At 66.5% G+C, this 19,886-nt stretch carries 19 protein-coding genes; 16 read left to right on the forward strand and 3 right to left on the reverse strand.

Features of this window, described 5'->3' with window-relative positions; translation table 11 throughout:
* Positions 1-86: 86 nt before the first annotated feature.
* Entirely contained in the window at positions 87-1,061 is a 975-nt protein-coding gene (locus N4G42_RS18500; protein ID WP_260668217.1) for a LysR family transcriptional regulator, read from the reverse strand.
* Positions 1,062-1,216: 155 nt separating this feature from the next.
* Here N4G42_RS18500 and N4G42_RS18505 point away from each other — a divergent pair, with 155 nt between their 5' ends.
* The 5 genes from N4G42_RS18505 (at position 1,217) to N4G42_RS18525 (ending at position 7,281) form a co-directional block, all read left to right on the forward strand.
* A complete protein-coding gene (locus N4G42_RS18505) occupies positions 1,217-2,236 on the forward strand; it encodes a TRAP transporter substrate-binding protein (protein WP_260668218.1) in 1,020 nt (339 codons plus the stop codon).
* Between the two features lie 70 nt (positions 2,237-2,306).
* Complete coding sequence (locus N4G42_RS18510; protein ID WP_260668219.1) at positions 2,307-4,088, forward strand: IlvD/Edd family dehydratase; 1,782 nt, start codon at positions 2,307-2,309, stop codon at positions 4,086-4,088.
* Between the two features lie 53 nt (positions 4,089-4,141).
* On the forward strand, positions 4,142-5,371 hold the full coding sequence (locus N4G42_RS18515; protein WP_260668220.1) for a fumarylacetoacetate hydrolase family protein: 1,230 nt from the start codon (positions 4,142-4,144) through the stop codon (positions 5,369-5,371).
* A 26-nt stretch (positions 5,372-5,397) separates the two neighbouring features.
* Positions 5,398-5,967, forward strand: a complete 570-nt coding sequence (locus N4G42_RS18520) for a TRAP transporter small permease (RefSeq protein ID WP_260668221.1) — start codon at positions 5,398-5,400, stop codon at positions 5,965-5,967.
* Between the two features lie 33 nt (positions 5,968-6,000).
* Positions 6,001-7,281, forward strand: coding sequence for a TRAP transporter large permease subunit (locus N4G42_RS18525; protein ID WP_260668222.1), 1,281 nt, complete (start codon positions 6,001-6,003; stop codon positions 7,279-7,281).
* A 92-nt stretch (positions 7,282-7,373) separates the two neighbouring features.
* Here N4G42_RS18525 and N4G42_RS18530 read toward each other — a convergent pair whose 3' ends face one another.
* Positions 7,374-8,015 (reverse strand): NAD(P)-dependent oxidoreductase, encoded by a 642-nt coding sequence (locus N4G42_RS18530; RefSeq protein WP_260668223.1) that lies wholly within the window; start codon positions 8,013-8,015, stop codon positions 7,374-7,376.
* A gap of 113 nt (positions 8,016-8,128) precedes the next feature.
* Here N4G42_RS18530 and N4G42_RS18535 point away from each other — a divergent pair, with 113 nt between their 5' ends.
* The 7 genes from N4G42_RS18535 (at position 8,129) to N4G42_RS18565 (ending at position 13,635) form a co-directional block, all read left to right on the forward strand.
* Entirely contained in the window at positions 8,129-9,031 is a 903-nt protein-coding gene (locus N4G42_RS18535; protein ID WP_056748276.1) for a LysR family transcriptional regulator, read from the forward strand.
* Between the two features lie 261 nt (positions 9,032-9,292).
* Positions 9,293-9,697 carry a hypothetical protein gene (locus tag N4G42_RS18540; protein ID WP_260668224.1) on the forward strand — a complete coding sequence of 135 codons (405 nt, stop codon included), beginning with the start codon at positions 9,293-9,295 and terminating at the stop codon, positions 9,695-9,697.
* 29 nt (positions 9,698-9,726) lie between these two features.
* Positions 9,727-10,605 (forward strand): LysR family transcriptional regulator, encoded by an 879-nt coding sequence (locus tag N4G42_RS18545; RefSeq protein ID WP_260668225.1) that lies wholly within the window; start codon positions 9,727-9,729, stop codon positions 10,603-10,605.
* Positions 10,606-10,637: 32 nt separating this feature from the next.
* A complete protein-coding gene (locus N4G42_RS18550) occupies positions 10,638-10,940 on the forward strand; it encodes an antibiotic biosynthesis monooxygenase family protein (protein ID WP_260668227.1) in 303 nt (100 codons plus the stop codon).
* A gap of 139 nt (positions 10,941-11,079) precedes the next feature.
* On the forward strand, positions 11,080-12,039 hold the full coding sequence (locus N4G42_RS18555) for a chemotaxis protein (RefSeq protein ID WP_015015359.1): 960 nt from the start codon (positions 11,080-11,082) through the stop codon (positions 12,037-12,039).
* Between the two features lie 339 nt (positions 12,040-12,378).
* Complete coding sequence (locus N4G42_RS18560) at positions 12,379-12,930, forward strand: hypothetical protein (protein WP_056066726.1); 552 nt, start codon at positions 12,379-12,381, stop codon at positions 12,928-12,930.
* Positions 12,931-12,975: 45 nt separating this feature from the next.
* Positions 12,976-13,635, forward strand: a complete 660-nt coding sequence (locus N4G42_RS18565; RefSeq protein ID WP_056066723.1) for a DUF4124 domain-containing protein — start codon at positions 12,976-12,978, stop codon at positions 13,633-13,635.
* Between the two features lie 50 nt (positions 13,636-13,685).
* Here the strand turns inward: N4G42_RS18565 and N4G42_RS18570 are convergent, their stop codons facing one another.
* Positions 13,686-14,630, reverse strand: a complete 945-nt coding sequence (locus N4G42_RS18570) for an NAD-dependent epimerase/dehydratase family protein (RefSeq protein ID WP_260668228.1) — start codon at positions 14,628-14,630, stop codon at positions 13,686-13,688.
* Between the two features lie 48 nt (positions 14,631-14,678).
* Between N4G42_RS18570 and N4G42_RS18575 the strand changes: the two genes are divergently transcribed.
* The 4 genes from N4G42_RS18575 (at position 14,679) to N4G42_RS18590 (ending at position 19,729) form a co-directional block, all read left to right on the forward strand.
* Entirely contained in the window at positions 14,679-15,743 is a 1,065-nt protein-coding gene (locus N4G42_RS18575; RefSeq protein ID WP_260668229.1) for a CDP-6-deoxy-delta-3,4-glucoseen reductase, read from the forward strand.
* 42 nt (positions 15,744-15,785) lie between these two features.
* Positions 15,786-17,990: an ATP-binding protein gene (locus N4G42_RS18580; protein ID WP_260668230.1), complete on the forward strand. Its 2,205-nt coding sequence runs from the start codon at positions 15,786-15,788 to the stop codon at positions 17,988-17,990.
* On the forward strand, positions 17,987-18,673 hold the full coding sequence (locus N4G42_RS18585; protein WP_260668231.1) for a response regulator transcription factor: 687 nt from the start codon (positions 17,987-17,989) through the stop codon (positions 18,671-18,673). Before N4G42_RS18580 ends, N4G42_RS18585 begins: the two co-directional genes overlap by 4 nt.
* A gap of 72 nt (positions 18,674-18,745) precedes the next feature.
* Entirely contained in the window at positions 18,746-19,729 is a 984-nt protein-coding gene (locus N4G42_RS18590) for a Bug family tripartite tricarboxylate transporter substrate binding protein (RefSeq protein ID WP_056748292.1), read from the forward strand.
* Positions 19,730-19,886: the final 157 nt, after the last annotated feature.

Here is a 19,886-nt window from a genome sequence, read left to right on the forward strand (position 1 = left end):
GCGCAGAGCATAACGGCAGGGCCTGGCCGCCCCAATTTCCAATAACCATTGGTTATCGAAGGAGGCTAGGCATAGCGCGGGCCTGGTCACTCCCCCACAACGTCCGGCGCCACACCCGCCGTGTCGCGCAACACCTCGATGAAGGCCTGTGCCGAGGGTGTGGGCGACTCCCCAAGGCGGGTGATGAGGCCATAGCTGGGCATGCGGTTGGGCAGCTCGACGGGGATGCGCGAGAGCAGGCCCCGGTCCACATATTTCTGGATCAGCGCAGCGGGCTGCAGCGACATCATGTGGGTGGTGTTCATCAGCTCCAGCGCAAACAAGAAGGACGGCGTCTCCACCACCCCCGCCGTGAGCGCCAGGCCCGCGCCGCCGAACAAGTCGTCCGACACCTTGCGCACCGCCGTGGAGGCGGGGTACAGAATCCACGGCCAGTGCGCCAGCTCGGTCAGCGACAGGTCGGTGGCGCCGCGCAGCGGGTGGTGCTGCCCGCCCACCACGTGCAGCGGCTCGGCGGACAGGTGCTCGTAGTGGAACTGGCTGCGCTGGTCCTCGGTGGTGAAGCGGCCGATCATCAGATCGATCTTGCGCTCGGCCAGCCAGGCGATGAGCTGGTCGCTGCTCTGCTCCAGGATCTTGATGACCAAGAGGGGCCGCAGGCGCTGGATCTCCACCACCGAGGCCACCAGCACATGCGCGGCCGAGCCGGTGATGGCGCCCACCGTCACATGGCCATGGCCGCCCTGCTTGAGGGCGTTGAACTCGTCGACAAACTTGCGCTGCCCATCGAGCGCCGCGCTGGCGTAGCGCAGCGTAAAAAGCCCCAGCTCGTTGGGCCGCATGCCACGCGAAAGGCGGTCGAACAAGCGCGCCTCCAGGATCTCCTCGATGTCCATCAGGATCTTGGTCGCCGCAGGTTGCGTGACATGCATCTGCTCGGCCGTCAGCCGCAGGTTGCGCGTGCGGCCTAGGATGTCCAGAAACTGCAAATGCCGAAAGCGCAGCCGCGCACAGGCCTGCGCCAAAGACAAGGGTTTACCCGGAAATTCGTCTGGACTCATAAGCGTTTGGAATGGATTGTCGCAAAACATTCAGTGGACCGGCCGGGGCGTGAAACCTAACCTTCGCCTTGCGTTCATGACGGCTGGCCCCAAAAAGCCGCTGGCGCCAAAGGCCTCGCCAACGGGGTCAGCCATTCCAACGGAGACAAGACACCATGCAATTCAATTCCCTCGCCAAATCCTTGGCACTTGCCACCACGCTGCTGGCCGCCCTCGCCGCCCCCGTCTCGGCCCAAGTCAAGGAACACACCTTCAAGGTCGGCATTGGCCTGAGCGACGACCACCCGCAGGCCCAGGCCGTGCGCCACTTTGCCGAGCGCCTGCAGGCCAAGAGCGGCGGCAAGATGAACGCCAAGCTGTTCGCCAGCGGCGCCCTGGGCAACGATGTGAGCATGACCTCAGCCCTGCGCGGCGGCACGCTGGAGATGACGATTCCGGACTCGTCCACGCTGATGTCGCTGATCAAGCCCTTTGGCGTGCTGAACCTGCCGCTCACCTTCAACACCGAGGCAGAAGCCGACGCCTTGCTCGACGGCCCCTTCGGCCAGAAGCTGCTGGCCATGCTGCCCGACAAGGGCCTGATCGGCCTGGGCTTTTGGGAAAACGGCTTTCGCCACGTGACCAACTCGCGCCGCCCCATCAACACGGCCGATGATTTGGCAGGCCTGAAGCTGCGCGTGATCCAGAGCCCCCTGTTCCTGGACACCTTCAACGCGCTGGGCACCAACGCCACGCCCATGCCGTTCACCGAGCTGTACACCGCCATGGAACAAAAGGCCGTGGACGGCCAGGAGAACCCGCCCGCCACCATCCTGGCCAGCAAGTTCTATGAAGTGCAAAAGCACCTGGTGCTGTCGCGCCACATGTACAGCGCCTGGGTGCTGCTCATTTCCAAGAAGACCTGGGACGGCCTCTCGGCCGACGAAAAGAAGATCGTGCAGGAGGCCGCCCGCGAGGCCACGCTGTTCGAGCGCAAGACCATCCGCGCCTTCAGCGAAACCGCCCTTGGCGAGCTGAAGAAGGCCGGCATGCAGATCACCGAACTGCCCGCCGCCGAGCAGGCCAAGCTGCGCACCAAGCTGCAGCCCGTGCTGGCCAAGTACGGCAAGGAGTTTGGTGAAGAAACCACCAGCGAAATGATGGGTGAGCTGGCCAAGGCGCGGGGCAGCAAGTAAGCGCTTGGTTCGTTCCCCAGGGCGCAGCTTCTGGCTGCGCCCAGCCCCTCTTTTGCGACGCCCCGACCCCATGACCCAAACACCCCGCCGCCCCTTCCGCTCCCGCGAATGGTTTGCCGCACCCGAGCGCTCGGACATGACCGCGCTGTACCTGGAGCGGTTCATGAACTACGGGCTCACGCCCGAAGAGCTGCGCTCGGGCCGGCCCATCATCGGCATTGCGCAGACGGGCAGTGACCTGTCGCCCTGCAACCGCATCCACCTGGACCTGGCGCGCCGCGTGCGCGACGGCATCCGCGATGCGGGCGGAATTCCGATGGAGTTCCCCGTGCACCCCATCTTTGAAAACTGCCGGCGCCCCACGGCCGCTCTGGACCGCAACCTGGCCTATCTGGGGCTGGTGGAGATCCTGTACGGCTACCCCATCGATGCCGTGGTGCTGACCACGGGCTGCGACAAGACAACGCCCGCGGGCATCATGGCGGCGTCCACGGTGGACATCCCGGCCATCGTGCTCTCGGGCGGCCCGATGCTGGACGGCTGGCACGAAGGGCAGCTGGTGGGCTCAGGCACCGTGATCTGGCGCAGCCGCCGCCAGCTCGCGGCGGGCGAGATTGATGAGGAAGAATTCTTGCAGCGCGCCTGCAACAGCGCGCCCTCGGCCGGGCACTGCAACACCATGGGCACGGCATCGACCATGAACGCCGTGGCCGAGGCGCTGGGCCTGTCGCTGCCGGGCTGCGCGGCCATTCCGGCACCGTACCGTGAGCGCGGCCAGATGGCCTACGAGACCGGGCGGCGCATCGTGGAGATGGCGTACGAAGACCTGCGCCCATCGCGCATCCTGACGCGCGAGAGCTTTCTGAACGCGCTGTCAGTGGTGAGCGTGGCGGGCGGCAGCAGCAACGCGCAGGTGCACATCATGGCCATGGCGCGCCACGCGGGCGTGCAGCTGGACGCGCAAGACTGGACCAACCACGCCTACGACCTGCCGCTGTTGCTGAACATGCAGCCTGCGGGCCAGTTTCTGGGTGAGCGCTTCTTCCGCGCAGGCGGCGTGCCCGCGCTGATGTGGGAGCTGCAGCAGGCCGAAAAGCTGCACGCCGATTGCGCCAGCGTGACCGGCAAGACGGTGGGCGAGAACCTGCAAGGCCGCGAGACCCACGACCGCGAGGTGATTCGACCCTTCAGCGACCCGCTCATGCACAAGGCGGGGTTCATGGTGCTCAGTGGCAACCTGTTCGACTTCGGGATCATGAAGACCTCGGTGATCTCCGAAGCCTTTCGCCAGCGCTACCTCAGCCAGCCGGGCGCTGAAGGCATCTTTGAAGCCCGTGCTGTGGTGTTTGAAGGTGCGGACGACTACCACACCCGCATCAACGACCCGGCACTGAACATCGACGAAGGCTGCATCCTGGTGATGCGCGGCGCGGGCCCCATCGGCTGGCCGGGCTCGGCCGAAGTGGTGAACATGCAGCCGCCCGATGCGCTGATCCGGCGTGGCATCAACACGTTGCCCACGCTGGGCGACGGACGCCAGTCGGGCACGGCAGACAGCCCTTCCATCCTCAACGCATCGCCCGAGAGCGCCGTGGGCGGGGGCCTGTCCTGGCTGCAAAGCGGCGACACCATCCGCATCGACCTGAACACCGGTCGCTGCGATGCGCTGGTCGCCCCCGAGGAAATCGCGCGCCGACAGCGCGACCTGCCCGCCCCACCCGTGCCCGCGAGCCAGTCGCCCTGGGAGGCGCTGTACCGCGAGAAAACAGGGCAATTGGCCGATGGCGCCACGCTGGACTTTGCGCTGGAATTTCAGCGCATCTCCGAAAAGACGCCACGCCACAACCACTGACAACGAGCGGGTAGGCCACTGGCGCCTTCCCGGACTTTTTCGAAGGACTCTCCATGAACAACATGACGGCAGCGGCAGTTGCCGAACGGGCCTGTGCGCCCCAGGCCGCATTGCAAGTGCTTCCCGACGACGGCCTGCAAGGCACGCTGGTGGGCCGGGCGTGGGTGCCCCAAGGTGCTGTGCCCGGCCCGGCCGTGGTGGCACTGCGGCCCGAAGGTGTGTACGACCTCAGCGCGCACTACCCCACCATGAGCACGCTGCTCGACACACTGGCGCCCGCCGAGGCAGTGCGTACAGCCAGCGGCCAATACCTGTGCAGCGTGGACGACCTGCTGGCCAACAGCCTGCCCGGCGCACGTGACACCAGCCGCCCCTGGCTGCTGGCCCCGTGCGACCTGCAGGTGGTGAAGGCGGCGGGCGTGACGTTTGCGGCCAGCCTCATCGAGCGCGTGATCGAAGAGCAGGCGCGCGGCGACGCCACCCGCGCGCAGGGCCTGCGCAGCCAGGTCATCGGCCTCATCGGCCAGAACCTGGCGGACATTCGCCCGGGCTCGCCCGAGGCCATGCGCCTGAAGGCGCTGTTGCAAGACAAAGGCCTGTGGTCGCAGTACCTGGAGGTGGGCATTGGCCCCGATGCCGAGGTGTTCACCAAGGCGCCGGTGCTGGCCTCGGTGGGCTGTGGCGACGACATCGGGATCCGCTCCGATTCGGCCTGGAACAACCCCGAGCCCGAGGTGGTACTGGCCGTGAACAGCCGGGGCCAGATCGTGGGCGCCACGCTGGGCAACGATGTGAACCTGCGTGACATCGAGGGCCGCAGCGCCCTGCTGCTGGGCAAGGCCAAGGACAACAACGCGTCGTGCGCCCTGGGCCCGTTCCTCCGCCTGTTTGACGGCAGCTTCGGGCTGGAGCAGGTGCGCAATGAAACCGTGCACCTGCGTGTGGCTGGCGCGGACGGCTTTGAGCTGCGCGGCATCAACACCATGGCCAGCATCAGCCGCGACCCCACCGACCTGGTGGCGCAGACGCTGGCCGCGCACCAGTACCCGGACGGGTTCATGCTGTTCCTGGGCACGCTGTTTGCCCCCATCGAAGACCGCGGCCAGCCAGGCGGCGGCTTCACCCACCACCTGGGCGATCTGGTGTCCATCCAGAGCGCCTGGCTGGGCGGACTGCACAACCGCGTGGCGCACAGCGAGGCCGCGCCGCCCTGGCGCTTTGGCCTGCGCGCCTTCATGGCCAACCTGGCGCAGCGCGGGCTGCTGCAGGGCACAGCGCTCTGAGTCAAAAGAAAACAGGAGACAACCCCATGCTCAATGCCTTCATCGACCGCTGCTGCCGCTGGATCAACCTGCTCATCGCCTTGGCGCTGGCCGTGATGGTGGCCATGGTGTTCGGCAATGTGGTGCTGCGCTACGCCTTCAACTCCGGCATCGCCATCAGCGAGGAGGTCTCGCGCTGGCTGTTCGTGTGGATCACCTTTCTGGGCGCCATCGTGGCGGTGCGCGAGCGCGGGCACCTGGGCACAGACTTTCTGCTGGCGCGTCTGCCGCCGCTGGGCCAGCGCATTTGCTTGGCCCTGAGCTACGCGCTGATGATCTGGTGCACCTGGCTGCTGTTCAGCGGCGCACTGGCGCAGGCGCGCATCAACTGGGATGTGGATGCACCGGTCACGGGGGCGTCCATGACCATCTTCTACGCATCCGGCGTGGTGTTTGCCGTGGCGGCTGGGCTGCTGCTGGCGCTGGACCTGTGGCGCATCGTGTCGGGGCAGATGCCGGACAGCGAATTGGTGCAGATCTCCGAGTCCGAAGAACTGGCCGCCGTGGGCAGCCAGTTGCCGCACACAGCCCCCGCGCCCACGGCCTCACGCCAGTGAGCCCCACACCACAATGACCTGGAGCGCTCTCCCATGACCGTTTTTATCTTCCTTGGCTCCCTGCTGGCCGCCATGGCCATCGGCGTGCCGATCGCCTATGCGCTCCTGGTCTCCGGCGTCGCCCTCATGTGGCACCTGGACCTGTTTGACGCACAGATCCTGGCGCAGAACGTGATCAACGGGGCCGACAGCTTTCCGCTGCTGGCCGTGCCCTTCTTCATGCTGGCGGGCGAGATCATGAACGTGGGTGGGCTGTCGCAGCGCATCGTCAAGCTCGCGCTCACGCTGGTGGGGCACAAGCGGGGCGGGCTGGGGTTCGTTGCCATCCTGGCGGCCTGCATGCTGGCGGCGCTGTCGGGCTCCGCCGTGGCCGACACCGCAGCATTGGCCGCCCTGCTGCTGCCCATGATGGTGAAGGCCGGGCACGACAAGGCACGAGCGGGCGGACTCATCGCCTCGGCGGGCATCATCGCACCGGTCATTCCGCCCTCCATCGGCTTCGTGGTGTTTGGCGTGGCGGCCAACGTGTCGATCAGCAAGCTGTTCCTGGCCGGCATCGTGCCGGGGCTGCTGATGGGGCTGGCGATTGCCATCACCTGGTACTGGGTCTCGCAGCGCGAAAACGTCACCCCACCGCCCAAGGCCTCCACCGCCGAAAAGCTGCAGGCGCTCAGGGAATCGACCTGGGCACTGTTCCTGCCGGTGATCGTGATCGTGGGCTTGAAGATGGGCGTGTTCACCCCCACCGAAGCGGCGGCGGTGGCGGCGGTCTATGCGCTGCTGGTGGCCACTCTGGTCTACCGCGAGCTGCACTGGCGCCAGCTCACCGACGTATTCATTAGCGCCGCCAAGACCACCGCCGTGATCATGTTCCTGGTGGCGGCCGCCATGGTCAGCGCCTGGCTCATCACCGTGGCGGATATCCCGCGCCAGCTGGTGAGCCTGCTCAAGCCCTTGATGGAACACCCCACGCTGCTGCTCATCGCCATCATGGTGCTGGTGATGGCCGTGGGCACGGCCATGGACATGACGCCCACCATCCTCATCCTCACGCCCGTGCTGATGCCCGTGGTGAAGGCGGCAGGCATCGACCCGGTCTACTTCGGCGTGCTGTTCATCATCAACAACGCCATCGGGCTCATCACCCCGCCAGTCGGTACCGTGCTGAATGTGGTGGCGGGCGTGGGCAAGATGCGCATGGATGACGTGACGCGGGGCGTCATCCCGTTCATGGTGGCCCAGTTCGCGGTGATGTTCCTGATGGTGCTGTTCCCGTCCCTCGTGCTGGTGCCGATGCGGTGGTTTACGGGATGAACCAGCGGTTTTGAAGCAAAAAGTGCCGCAAGCGCCAGTGGATATTGCGCTTGCAGCTATCAAATCAGGAGTTACTCACCCCTAAGCGCTGTTCAGTTGGCCACCGTGAAACGCTTTTGCACGTGGCGTGGTGTTTCCAGTTCGTCGGCCATTGCCACCGCCAGGTCGGCCACGCTGATGCTGCCAGGCTGATCGCCGTTCATCAGCGGGGCCTCGTCGCCCAGGCGGTACTGGCCGGTGCGCTCGCCGGGCTGCAGCAGGATGGGGGGCGAGAGGAAGGTCCAGTCCAGCGTGTTTTCGGTACGGATCCAGTTCAGCGCCTCGCGGGCTGCCAGGGCGCCCTGCTTCCATTCGGCCGGGAACTGGGGCGTGTCCACCAGCTGCACGCCGGGCGCCACGAACAGGCTGCCTGCGCCGCCCACCACCAGCAGTCGGCGCACACCGGCGGCCTTGGTGCCGTCGATGATGGCGCGCGTGCCCTTGAGGAACTGGTCGTGGATGTCTGGCACCGTCCAGCCGGGGTTGTAGGCGCTCACCACCGCGTCGTGGCCCGCAACAGCCTGGGCCACCTGGGTGGCGTCCTGCGCGTCTGCGGCGACCACCGTCAGCGCCTCGCGGGCAGCGAGTTTGCCCGGGTTGCGGGCCAGCACGGTCACACGGTGGCCGCGTTGCAGCAGTTCGTTCAGCACGGCCGAGCCGACAAAACCGGTGGCGCCAATCAGGGCGATGTTCATATCGATGTCCTTGGGGTCAAAGTTGTGATGTAGTGAGAATAGGAGCTTGTCAAAACAGGCGGTAGATGGCTAAAACTGCCTTATCTTTGAAGCTGTGCTTCACAATCGAACGCATGGAAGACCTCAAACGCATGGCTGTTTTTGCCTCGGTGGTGCAGCACGGCTCGATGAGCGGCGCCGCGCGCGCACTGGGCATGAGCACTTCGGCGGTGAGCCAGCAGGTGCGCAAGCTCGAAAGCGACGGCGGCGTGACGCTGCTGCACCGCTCCACGCGCAAGTTGGCGCTCACCGAGGCGGGCCAGCGTTACCACGCGCGCTGCGCTGCCATGTGGGCGGCGGCGGAGCAAGCGCGCGCCGAGCTGGCAGCCTCCCGCGATGCGCCCAGTGGCGAATTGCGGATGTCGGCCACCGTGGGGTTTGCGCGGCACATCGCACCCGCCCTGGGTGAACTGCTGGCCGCGCACCCGGCGCTGCGCCTGCGGCTGCTGGTGGACGACTCCACCATCGACCTCATCAACGCCCGCATCGACCTGGCCGTACGCTACGGGCGCCTGGCGGATTCGACCTGGGCGGCCCGGCGCCTGGGGGGCATGAGTTGGTACCTGTGCGCATCACCCGAATGGGTGGCCGCACACGGCGTGCCCCAGCACCCGGATGCGCTGCTGTCCCATAGCTGGCTGGGCTTCGCGCGCGAGGGGGGCGGGTTGCTCATCGACCTGCGCAGTCCCAGCGGCGAGCCGCGCGCACTGCGGGTGGAGCCGCGCATTGCCAGCAACAACCAGCTCTCGATCCAGCAGATGTGCGAGGCCGGGCTGGGCCTGGCGCTGGTGGGCAGCATGGACTCGCACGAAGCACTGCAGGCCGGGCGGCTGGTGCGCCTGCTGCCCGACTGGTCGTTTGGCACGCTGGACATCTGGGCCGTCACGCCCCAACGCGATGCCCAGCCCGCCAAGGTGCGCCAGTCGATTGCGGCACTACATGCCTACCTGCGGCAGGTGCCCGGTATTTCGGACTGAGAGCGGCCAACAAAACGCTTCTGGCGTCTTTGCCGCGTCTTGTTGTACTGCTCGCACTGCCTGCGACGCAGCGCCTAGCCAGAACCGCTACGCTGGGTTTTGTGAGCCGCTCCGAGCCTTGCTCGTCGGCACCCATCGATTTTTTATCGCACGGACCCACAAATTCCATCGTTGTGTGGGCGCCGCGCTCTGCCTACAGTTGCGGCTCCCTGGCCAGGGTTTGTTTGATGGATTGCCCCCACCACCCACCGGAGACCCGACATGACGACCAACCCGCCACTGACCTTCCCCATCGACCGCGTGCTGACCGCCTTCGAGCAGCAGGACGTGCCCACACTGCTGGCCACGATTGCCGACGATGTGGACTTCCGCATTGACCACTACCGCGATGACGCCGATACCCGTTGGCAAATCGCCCGCAACAAGGCCGAGGCGATGGCCGTGGTGCAGCGCCTGGGGATGGAGGTGTTCCCGCGCGGCACGAAGATCCTGCACACCCACAGCCAGCCGCTGGGCAATGACTGGGTGCTCACGCACTTTCACCAGCGCTTCTTTTATGCGGTACAACAGCGCGAGGTGGAATCCGTGACCTGGATCACCAGCCATTCGCAGAACGGCCAGGTGGACTATTTCCGCGAGACCGTCACCACCATCACCCCTGTCTGACAACCTGATCCAAGAAAGGCCCTGCCACCATGCTGTTTGACCTGCGCGCCCTGGGCTACTTTGTAGCGGCCTATGAAGAGCGCTCGGTCACGGCCGCCTCGCGCCGCTGCTTTGTGGCGCAGCCGTCCATCAGCATGGCCGTCAAGGGGCTGGAGGATGCGCTCGAAACCACCCTGTTCGAGCGCAGCCGCCAGGGCCTGGCGCCTACGCCCGCCGCGCACCGGCTGTACCCCCGCGCCTGCAGCCTGCTGGCCCAGTCCAGCGCTATGGTGCGCGACTTTCGCGATGCACCACGTGAAACGCTGGGCATCTTCCTGCAGGACGACCTGATGGTGCAGCAGGCCACGCCCCTGTTCGCACACATCGCGCAGGAGCTGCCCCACACCATGGTGCGGCTCACCGCCAGCGCGCAAGAGGCGCGGCTGCGCATGGTGGCCGAGCACTGCAAGCCGCCGGGCGACACCTTTGTGCCGCTGTGGCACGAGCCCTATGTGATGCTGGTGCCCGAGCAGCACCCGCTGCGCTTCAAGAGGCGCTTTGGATTGGCAGACATTGAAAACCTGCCCCTCATCGAGTGGCCCTATTGCCCGCTGCACCAGTCCTTCATCCGGCTGCTGGCCGAGCGGGGGATTGCGCTGCAGGTGCAGGCCAGCGCCGCGCGCGAGGAGCTGCTGCTGCACATGGTGGACGCGGGCATGGGCTTGGCCGTGGTGCCGCAGTCGCATGCAGCCCAGGCGCGCCGCGCGCTCACCCGCCCGCTGGACGGGCCCCTGGCCTTTTCGCGCCACATTGGCCTGGCCTGCGACGCGTCGGACGCGCCCCTGCTCGGTCTGCTGCACCGCCTGGCGGACGGCATGAAGGCCACCGCAGCCCAGCCCGAGCCCGTGCAGCGCAGTAATGTGGTCTGATCCCCGCCCCATCCACCCCTCTGGCCACCCCCATGATTCTGGAAATTGCCCACCTCACCATCCGCCCCGGCCAGACCAGCGCGTTTGAACAGGCGTTTGCCCAGGCGCAGCGCATCATTGCCTGCATGCCTGGCTACCTGTCCCATGAGCTGGGGCATTGCATGGAGCGACCGCAGGACTATGTGCTGCTGGTGCGCTGGGCCACCCTGGCCGACCACGAGGTGGGTTTCCGCCAATCCGACCAGTACCAGGAGTGGAAACGGCTGCTGCACCATTTTTACGATCCGTTCCCCACCGTTGTGCACTTTGAGCCGGTCACGCCGGACAGGGTGTGACGGCGCCGCCACGCACGGATGCTGCAGCGCACTATTCGGGTATTGCCTGAAGATTTAGCGCACTGCGCGTGCCGTTTGGGTCCTAGAATTTGTAAAAGCGCGTATCTTCGTATCTTCATTACCGCGCGAAGGATCCAACATGAAAGCCATCCAGCAGGACATCGACGAGCGGACCAACCTCACCAGCACCAACAAGTTCGAGCTGCTGCTGTTTCGCCTGGGCATCGACAGCGCCTTGGGCAAGTCCGAGCTGTTCGGTATCAATGTCTTCAAGATCCGCGAGATCGTGGCCATGCCCAGCATCACGCCGATTGCGGGCACCACGGCCCATTCGCTCGGGGTGGTGAACCTGCGCGGACAGGTGATTCCGGTGCTGGACCTGCCCTCCATCGTGGGTTGCAAGCCACAGACGGGCCTGAACATCATGCTGGTGACAGAGTACGCGCGCACCACCCAGGCGTTTGCGGTCGAGTCGGTGGAAGACATCGTGCGCCTGGACTGGAAACAGGTGCTGTCGGCGGAAACCAGCGGCGCTGCTGGCAAGCTGGTGACCAGCATTGCCCGTCTGGACGGCAACACCGACGAGTCCCGCCTCGCGCAGGTACTGGACGTGGAAGCCATCCTGCAGATGATCTCGCCCTCTGACGGTCACGAGGTCACAGAGGAAAAGGTGGGCGCCAAGCTCAAGCTCAAGCCTGGTTGCATCATCCTGGCGGCGGACGACTCGTTCGTGGCCCGCTCGCTCATCGAGCAAGAGCTCAAGGTGCTCAACGCGCCATATGAAATGGTGAAATCCGGCAAGGAGGCCTGGGACCGGCTCAATGCCATCGCCAAAAGTGCCGAGGCCGAGGGCAAGACGGTGCTTGACCGCGTGGCCATGGTGTTGACCGACCTGGAAATGCCGGAGATGGACGGTTTCACGCTGACGCGCAACATCAAGCAGGACGCCCGCTTTCATGGGCTGCCGGTGGTCATCCACTCCTCGCTGTCGGGCTCGGCCAACGAAGACCATGTGCGCAGCGTCGGGGCCGATGGCTATGTAGCCAAGTTTGTGGCGGAAGACCTGGCGGAGACCATCCGCCGCGTACTACCCAAGTAAACCAGCGCCCTATCCGCTAGAACACAACGGCCTTGCGGGGCCGTTTGTTTTTTGCGGGTCCGTTTTTTTGGTTGAATCAGTTGATTGCGTCCGTCAAACGCACTCTGATAGCTATCATTTTTGACGATATCAAGCAGCAGGCGTGCCCCATATTCACGGGTTGTTACAGCCTCCATCGGCACCTGTGCATGCGCCGAGTCAACCAAAAGCCGTCCCCGCGCGCTAAAGTGATTGGCCCCCTGTGCCAGACCCCTGAAATTTGTAACGCTCCACCGGAGCGCTTTTCATGGGCTTTACGGACAAGGCGGAACGCGCCCACCCGGCCGGAGTCTGATCACCATGACCTACACCATCACCCGCATTCTTTCCGCCACGGTCCTGGGGGCCCTGGTGACGGGGTGTGCCACCGTGCCGGGCGACCCTTATTACGACTCTCCGCGCTACCCGGTGTACGAACAGCCAGGCTACATCTACAGTGCCCCGCCGCCGGTGTACCAGGCGCCGCCTGTGTACCGTGCGCCTGGCGTGATCTATTCGGCCCCGCCGCCACCGCCCGCCATCTACTACGGCGGACGTGACCGCGACGACAACCGGTGGGACAACGACCGCAACCGCAATGACTGGCGCGAAAGAGAGCGTGACCGTGACCGCGCTGAGCGCGACCGGGCAGCACGCGAACGCGAACGCCGCGACCAGCAGGCCCGTGAACTGGATCGCCGAGCCCGAGAACAGGACCAGGCCCGCCGGGAGCAGGCCGAACGGGATCGCCGCGCTGCCGAAGACCGCCGCAACCGCGAAAACCGCCCCGGCCGCCTGGCACCCGACAGCTACACCCCGAGTCCGTACGACTGGCGCTCCCGTCAGCAGTCCAACAGCCCGGACAAGCCGTGATGGCCTGGCGCTGACCCCGCTACCCCCCACAACTCTCCAGCCACCATGAAACCACGTACCCATACCCTCATCGCTGGCCTGTGCGTGGTCTTTCTGGGCGCACTACCTCCATTGGGTGCCCAGGCGCAGGTGGTGCGCTGCACCGACGCTGCCACGGGCAAGGTCACCTACACCGACGGCAAATGCGCCAGCGGCACCACCGTGCGTGAGGTGGAGGCCCGCAAAACTCCGCAGGAGATCCAGCAGGAGCGCGAAGAAGCCGCCGAGGCGCTGGCGCGCAAACAGCAGCGCTTGCAGGCCGAGGCGACCGCCGCCGAGACCGAATCACGGCGCAATACACAACGCGACCAGACCGCTCCTGCCAAAACCACAGACTACGCACGCTCCCCGGAGTGCGCCCGTTCACGGCGCAACCTGGATGTGGTGTTGAGCAGCGTCACCGGCGGCGGCTACGAACAAAACCTGCGGGTGGAGGCGGCGCAGCGGCAGGTCGACCTGGACTGCCTGGGCCCTCAGGGCTATGCGGAGGTGGAGAAGTCCCGCCCACGGTCAACTAGCACCACGACGCCTGTAGTCGTCGTGCCCCCACCACATTACCCGGTGCGGCCTACGCCCGTTCAGCCGCCGGCGCCCACCCCCAAAAAATTCACGCAGTGCAACGTGTTCCGCTGCTACGACGCCCAGGGCAATAGCTACCCCCGCTGATCTGGCGCCCATGTGGGCAAGGTGAGGAGAGTGCGGATTTCTCCAGCCTCTCAGGCTCGCAACCCCTCGGCCACACTGGGGTAGCGCAACCGCAGACCCAGCTCGCGCAGCATGCGCTGGTTGTCCAGCCGGCGCGATTCGCTCATGAAACTCAGCAGCATCAGCGACAGCTGCTCTTGCGCCGTGCTGCGAGGCACGCGCGGCGGGCGAGGCAGGTCATACAGATCAGCCGCCAGATCAAAGTAGTCGCCCATCTTCATGTGGGTGGAGTCGCTCACGTTGTAGGCGCGCTGCGGACGCCCCTTCCACACAGCCGCCATGCAGGCGCGCGCCAGGTCTTCGGCATGGATGTGGTTGGTGAACACATCGTCCTCGGCCACCAGCACAGGCGTGCCCCGGCGCAAGCGGGCCTCAGGCGTACCGCCCTCGCGGTCGGGGGCGTAGATGCCCGGAATGCGCAACACGGTGGCCCGCACGCCGGCACGGCCCAAGTGGCGCACGGCGCGCTCGGCATTCACACGGCGCTGGGCGCGAGGTGTGCCGGGGGCCACGGCCCGAGTCTCTGGCACCAGGGCCCCCTGGCAGTCGCCATACACACCGCTGGTGGACGCGTAGGCCAACGACACTGGCAAGGTGCGCAGCCGCAGCGCGCGGGTCAGCGCCACGGTACGGGGGTCACGCCACCAGGCATCGCCCCCTGCGCCCTCCCCCGGCGGGGGCGCCAGATGCAGTACCCGCGTCGCCAGGCCGGACAGCCTGCGCAAGGTGCCTGCATCGTCCAGATTGCCCACCAGAGGCCGGGCCCCTTGTGCCCGCAGCTCCGCCACCCGCCCAGCGCTGGAGGTCAGTGCCAACACCTGCATGCGCCCGGCCCCGGGGCCCGTCTGCAGATGGCGCAGCACCCGTTGACCTACATCACCACAGCCCACGATGAGCAGGCGTTCGCGACGAAAGCGCGCTGGCAGCGCGCCGAGGGGGTTCTGGTTTGAGGGCAAAATCGGGTCCGTTTGCTTAGCTAGAGACGACTCCAAGGATACCCACACATGACAAGCGCCGAGGCTGCCACCACCGCAGCGTTTCAGATCACCGTGCAGCCCAGTGGCCGCGCTTTCAGTGCCAATGCGGGCGAAGCCATCCTGGCCGCCGCCATCCGCAGTGGCGTGGGCCTGCCCTACGGCTGCAAGGACGGCGCCTGTGGCTCGTGCAAGTGCAAAAAACTCAGCGGCACCGTGCAGCACGGCGCCCACCAATCCAAGGCCCTCACGGCCGACGAAGAGGCCGCAGGCCTGGTGCTGACCTGCTGCGCACAGCCACTGTCTGACGTGGTGCTCGAATCGCGCCAGGTCACCGACGAAAGCGCCTACCCCGTCAAGAAGATGCCGGTGCGCGTGGCCTCGCTCGAAAAGAAATCAGACGACGTGATGCAGGTGCGCCTGCAGCTGCCTGCCGCAGACACCTTCCGATACCACGCGGGCCAGTACATCGAGTTCATCCTGCGCGACGGCGCCCGACGCGCTTACTCGATGGCCAATGCGCCGCACACCCAGGCAGAGGCACCGGGTGTGGAGCTGCACATTCGACACATGGCCGGCGGCAAGTTCACCGACCATGTGTTTGGGGCGATGAAAGAGAAGGAAATCCTGCGTGTCGAAGGTCCGTTTGGCAGTTTTTTCCTGCGCGAAGACTCCGACAAGCCCATCGTGCTGCTGGCATCCGGCACCGGCTTTGCCCCCATCAAGGCGCTGATCGAGCACCTGCAGTTCAAGGGCATCAGGCGCCCCACCGTGCTGTACTGGGGCGGCCGTCGCCCTGGCGATCTGTACCTGGCCGACTGGGTGCAGGCCCGCGTGGCCGAATTGCCGTGGTTGTGCTACGTTCCGGTCATTTCCAACGCACTGCCCGAGGACGGCTGGACTGGCCGCACAGGCTTTGTGCACCAGGCGGTGCTGGACGACTTTACGGATCTCTCAGGTCACCAGGTCTATGCGTGTGGCGCGCCCATCGTGGTCGAGTCCGCCCGTGACGCCTACAGCGCCCAGCGCGGCCTTCCGCCGGAAGAGTTTTTTGCCGACGCATTCACGTCGGAAGCCGACAAACACGGCGGCTGACACGCCCCCGCAAGGCCGATAAAGACACCTGGACCACGACCCATGGTGCGTGCAGCGCCCGCCCCGCCAGCCCCGCAGGGCGCGCCCCGCCGCTGGCATCAAGTCCGGCGCGGAGGCTTCATTGCCACGCTGCTGTGCCTGGCGGCCCTGCTGGTGTGGGGCGCGGGCGAATGGGCAGAACAGAGCGAACGCGACGCCCAGTGGGACAACCTGCGCCGCCTGGGCGAGGTGCAAGCCCTGGCGCTGCGTGGCGTGGCCACGCGCTACAACTACCTGCCCTTCACCACCGCGCAGCACCCGCTGGTGCGCCAGTTATTGCAGGAGCCTTCATCGCAGGCCGTACGCGACGCAGCCAACGCGTACCTGCAGGCGGTGAACCAGCATGCGGGCTCCGACATGCTGTACGTGATGGACCCGCAGGGCCTCACCCTCGCGTCCAGCAACTGGGACACCCCCAACAGCTTTGTGCACCAGAACTACGGCAACCGGCCGTACTTTCGCGATGCCCTGGCGGGCCAGACGGGCCGCTTTTATGGCGTGGGCAAGACCACGGGCGAACCCGGCCTGTTTGTCTCGGCCCCCGTGGTCGATGCGGGCCGCGTGATCGGCGTGGTGGCGGTCAAGGTGCGCATGGAACCCATCTCGGACCCATGGGCCCAGCTGCGCGATCCAGTGTTCGTGACGGACGAGCGGGGCATCGTCTTTCTCGGCTCCGTGTCCGGCTGGCTCTACCGCACCAGCCAGCCCTTGCCCACTCCACTCGTGCAGCAGCTGCAGCACAACGAACAGTACGGCACAGGATGGACCCCGCGCGCCGTGCCCTGGACCCTGCGCCCCCAAGACGACCCGCCCGGTGCCGAACTGCGCCTGGACGGCACGGGCGGCAAAAGCTACCTGGCGTTCGAAGAGAAGCTGCCCGACCTGGGCTGGACCCTTACCGTCACTGCCGACAGCCGCGTGGTGGCCCTGGCGCGGCAACAGGCCTGGGCGCTGGCCACGCTGGCGTCGGGCCTGCTGGTGCTGGGCGCGCTGTACTGGCAGTTGCGCGAGCGGCGCCTCGCCGAAAACCGGCTGGCCCGCATCGAACTGGAGCAGCGCGTGCAGGAGCGTACCCACGCGCTGCAGCAGGCCCAGGCGTTCCGCCAGTCCATGGAGGACTCGCTGCTGGTGGGCATGCGCGCCCGCGACCTCGAAGGGCGCATCGTCTATGTCAACGCGGCCATGTGCGATATGGTGGGCTACCGGGCCGACGAACTCATCGGCCAGCTGCCGCCCTACCCGTACTGGCACCCTGACGAGCTGGACCGCCACTGGAACGACAGCGACACCGTGCTGGCCGGCAACGCGTTTCCGCAGGGGCGGGAGAACCGGCTGAGGCACCGTGACGGGTCGGACGTTTATACGATGTTCTACACCACACGCCTGATCGACGGCAGCGGCCAGCACATCGGCTGGATGAGCTCGGTGGTCAACATCACCGCGCAGAAGCGGGCCGAAGAGCAGCAGCAGCAGCGCGAGACCCAGCTGCAGCGGGTGCAGCGCGTGATCACTGTCGGCGAGATGGCATCCACCCTGGCCCACGAGCTGAACCAGCCGCTGGCCGCCCTGGTCAACTATGCGGCTGCCGCACGGGCGCTGGCCGCCCAGGGCAAGACCGGCCCCCTCCGCGACAGCCTGGAGGCCCTGTCGACCCAGGCGCTGCGGGCCGCCGACATCGTGGGTCGTATCCGCCGCTGGGTGCGCCAGCACCCTGAAAGCCGCGAGCCTTGCGATCTGTCTGCCATCGTGGAGCAGTCGCTGGAGCTGCTCTTGCGCGCCGAGGCCCGCCGCCAGGGGATCCCTGTGCGTGTGGAACAGGCCGGCGCCCCTTTGCCGGTGAACGCAGACCGCGTGCTGCTGGAGCAGGTGGTGATCAACCTGGGCCTGAACGCCCTGCAGGCCATGCAGACCCACCAGCCCCCGCCCGGCGGGCACGAATTGCGGCTGCGCATAGCCGCAGACGATGGCCAAGCGCTGGTGCAAGTGCTGGACCGGGGCCCAGGCCTGCCGCCCGGCATCGCCGAGCGCCTTTTCGAACCTTTTTTCACCACACGTTCCGACGGTCTCGGCCTGGGTCTCAACATCTGCCGCTCCATCATTGAAAGCATGGGGGGCCAATTACAGGCCCGCAATCGAGAAGGCGGCGGCGCGGTCTTCGAGATACGCCTGCCCTGCCCCCCCGCCACCGAGAATGCCACCGCGCCATGACCTACGACACTGCCCCCATCGCCGCTGACTCGCCGGACCCCACTGTGGTCTACATCGTGGACGACGACGAAGGCGTGCGCCAATCGCTGGCCGCACTGCTGCTGGCACGCGGGTACTCGGTGCGGGCCTTCGACAGCGGCGAGGCCTTTCTGGCGCAGGCTGCACTGGACCACCCCGGCTGCGTGCTGCTGGACCTGCGCATGGAAGGCTTGAGCGGGCTGCAGGTATTCCACGAACTCGGCCAGCGCCACAGCGCGCTCAAGACCGTGTTCCTATCGGCCCACGGTGAGCTGTCCTCCGCCGTGGCAGCCGTCAAACAAGGGGCGGTGGATTGGCTCGAAAAACCGTGCAACGAAGCCACCTTGCTGGCCGCTGTCGAAAAGGCCTCCACGCTGTCGCAAACGCAGGCACGGCAGACACAACGGCAGCACCAGCTGCGCGAGCGCTGGAACGCCCTGAGCCCACGCCAGCAAGAGGTGGCCCAACTGCTGGGCACGGGCCTCAGCAGCAAGGAAGTGGCCCGTGCGCTGGCGCAGCGTGACCCGGAGCGCCCCATCGACCCGCGCACCGTGGACACGCACCGGTCCGCCATCTTCCTGAAGCTGGACATCCGCTCGTCGCACGAACTGGGCATGCTGGTGGAAGACCTGGGCGTGGCGCTCAGCGCGCCTCGCACGGCATGAACGTCCCCGCCTGACCATCACCCCCTCAGGGCTTCATAAGCTTTCTTACGATTTTTTTGCACAATGGCGCCCATGAACCGCAGAAACCTCATCCTCCTCGCCACCGCCGCTGCCACCGCAACGGCTTTTTCGTCCCCCGCCGTCTGGGCTCAGGATGCCGGCCAGCCCATCCGCCTGATCGTGCCATATGCCCCGGGCGGCCCCATCGACGTCACGGCCCGCGCACTGGCCGAGCGCGTGCGCGAATCGCTGGGCACCGTCATCATCGACAACAAGGGCGGCGCGGGCGGCAACATTGGCGCCGACGCTATTGCCAAGGCAGCACCCGATGGCCTGACCATTGGCATCGCGGCCACCGCCACCCACGCAGTCAACCCCTGGCTGTATGCCCGCATGCCCTATGACGCAGGCAAGGACTTTGCCGGCATCACGCAGATGGTGCGCGTGCCCAATGTGCTGGTCATGAACGCCGCCAAGGCCGAGCAGCTCAAGATCCACACCGTGACCGACCTCATCGCCTACGCCAAGGCCAACCCCGCCAAGCTCAACTACGGCAGTGGCGGCAACGGCAGCGCGGGCCACCTGGCGGGCGAGATGTTCAAGCAGCGCGCCGGCATCTACGCGCTGCACATCCCCTACCGGGGCGCCAACCCGGCCCAGCTGGCACTGCTGGCGGGCGAGGTGGACTTCAACATCGACAATCTGGCCGCCGCAGCGCCCAACATCCGCGCGGGCAAGCTCAAGGCGCTGGCCGTGACCTCGCTCGACGCCTCGGCCTCGCTGCCAGGCGTGCCACCGCTGTCCGCGACTTTCAAGGGTTTTTCCATCGACACCTGGTGGGGCCTGGTGGCGCCGGCCGCCACGCCCAAGCCCATCATCGACAAGCTGAACAAGGCTTTTGTGGCGGCACTGAACGCGCCCGAAACGAAGACCCGCTTTGCCGCATTGCTGGCGGAGCCCGTGGCCACCACGCCGCAGCAGTTCGACAGCTTCATGGCCAGCGAGCGTGCCAAGTACCAGCAGGTGGTGAAGGCGTCCGGGGCAAAAGTCGATTGACTCTCTGAGACGCAATCCGCTCGGTGCTGCCGCCTGAGGCGGCACCTCTTCGATGCCGTCCACGCCTGCGCGGGCAGGCTTGCGGCTGCGGCCTCCCAGCCCCCGAGAGAGACGCCACCCGAGGCCCGGCGGAGCCGGTTCCACGGCGGCACTGGCG

Origin of the sequence: Acidovorax sp. K2F (genome assembly GCF_025246485.1) — a bacterium.
Lineage (GTDB): Bacteria > Pseudomonadota > Gammaproteobacteria > Burkholderiales > Burkholderiaceae_C > Acidovorax > Acidovorax delafieldii.